The sequence below is a fragment of the Mesorhizobium sp. M4B.F.Ca.ET.089.01.1.1 genome (assembly GCF_004022605.1).
GTDB lineage: Bacteria > Pseudomonadota > Alphaproteobacteria > Rhizobiales > Rhizobiaceae > Mesorhizobium > Mesorhizobium abyssinicae.
Window position 1 is genome coordinate 1 of record NZ_RZOS01001131.1, and the last position, 676, is coordinate 676.

Genomic DNA, 676 nt, shown 5'->3' on the forward strand with positions numbered 1-676 from the left:
GGGATGAAAGGTGCGGAAAGTAACTTCTTGAAAACGATATCCGTGAACCTTTGTGACAGGAAAGAAAGTCTCTCCTCGGTCGGTTCCTGGCCGAGCATCGTTTTGTCAAAATGTTTGAACTTTTCTCGACGAGATACGCCTCCATGCTTGCGCTGATAATCCAGGATGAAAGCAGCCCATTCTTCGCCTTTCTCGGAATAGATCTCCGCAAAAGCCTGAGCCTTGATCTCGGCTGAATCCAAGATGACGCCGTCGAAATCGAAGATTATCGCCGAAGGGCGGGCCGGGAGAACTGTCTTAGGGGGCACGCCTTGCCTCTTCATTGCGATGTTTCCCATGGCAGCAGCGGCAATGGTCTACACGGCGCTGGCGAGGCGCAGTTGCTTCAGGCCTCGCGGGGGGCAAGCCGATTTTCTCACGATCAATTGAGAGTCCAGCCGCACAAAGCGAGGAGACTCTCCTGTGGAAAGCGACATGTGGAGCATCTCGGCGCTCAGGCGTCCCATTTCCTCGGCGGGCACGGCAATCGTCGTCAGCGGAGGGTCCAACTGTGCGGCATACTCTGCGTCGTCGAAGCCCACGACGGAGATGTCCTGTGGAATGCGAATCCCAAGCCGGCGGCTTTCGCTTAGGGCGCCGAAGGCAACCACGTCGGTATTGCAGACCAGTGCGGTTG

General features: G+C 56.5%; 2 protein-coding genes. Both read right to left on the reverse strand.

Annotation, left to right across the window (positions count from 1 at the left end; all coding sequences use genetic code 11):
* On the reverse strand, positions 1-323 hold a 323-nt coding region (locus EN780_RS36425; RefSeq protein ID WP_189557096.1), incomplete at its 3' end, for an HAD hydrolase-like protein.
* 33 nt (positions 324-356) lie between these two features.
* Positions 357-676 (reverse strand): substrate-binding domain-containing protein (locus EN780_RS36430; protein ID WP_189557098.1); only part of this gene is annotated, 320 nt, incomplete at its 5' end.